The 746-nt window shown below is 37.9% G+C and carries 2 protein-coding genes; both read right to left on the bottom strand.

Annotation, left to right across the window (positions count from 1 at the left end; genetic code table 11):
* The coding region (locus AC5590_RS05535) for a class I SAM-dependent methyltransferase (RefSeq protein WP_370460861.1) at window positions 1–218 on the bottom strand (218 nt) is incomplete at its 3' end.
* 285 nt (window positions 219–503) lie between these two features.
* Window positions 504–746: cupin-like domain-containing protein (locus AC5590_RS05530; RefSeq protein WP_211178824.1), on the bottom strand; the 243-nt coding region annotated here is incomplete at its 5' end.

The following is a 746-nucleotide window of genomic DNA, read 5'->3' as shown; positions in this document are numbered from 1 at the left end:
CCAGTCACCTGATAACCTTTATTTAACAGCCATTGTGACAGTTGACCTGTCCCACAACAGAGGTCGAGAATATTCGCTCTCTCAGGAAGGTAAGGTAATAGTAATTTTTCCAATGTTGGCAACGCTATTTTGTTGTAACTTGGCCCCAAATTTTCGTTATGGATTCGGGCAAATGGTTCATCAAATTTGTTATAGCTAGTTGCTGAAGACGAAGACATAAAAGGTTTATCCTTGCTTTACGTATTGCTTTGCAACCCTATTGTTGCCAACCCAATGAAAAATAATTTTTATCAACTTTTACAAAGCTACATTGCATAGTTTTTCATCATCGTTGTCTGCTTCTGTCGATTTGTCCTTTGTAATATTTTAGTCAAACAAATGACAGTCTACTCGCCTCAATATGCAAGTTAAATGTGAAACAGCTAAAATCAACAGCACACTGAATACAATAAGTTAAGAGCTAAGCCCTCTTGTTGTAGCGATCAAAGTCACTTGTTCTAGTGTTAGAGCAAACCAACAGCCAATAAAGCTTTGCCTAGGAACGGAAATTTCACAATTAGCGGAAAAAGATGACCTTTTATTGGATTCCGCTCTAAAAAACCTTGACGAATTAGTTCATAGCTCCATTCATTCATTGTGTTGATAGCCAAGCTGATTGTGTCTTCGAGGTTTTTGAAATGATGCCACCAATCCGGCGGTATGTAGAGGATTTCTCCCTTATTTATTATGCATTCCACTGGTTTAGC

It is taken from the genome of Brasilonema octagenarum UFV-OR1 (assembly GCF_963888615.1).
Lineage (GTDB): Bacteria > Cyanobacteriota > Cyanobacteriia > Cyanobacteriales > Nostocaceae > Brasilonema > Brasilonema sennae.
This window is presented reverse-complemented; position numbering and strand designations above follow the sequence as displayed.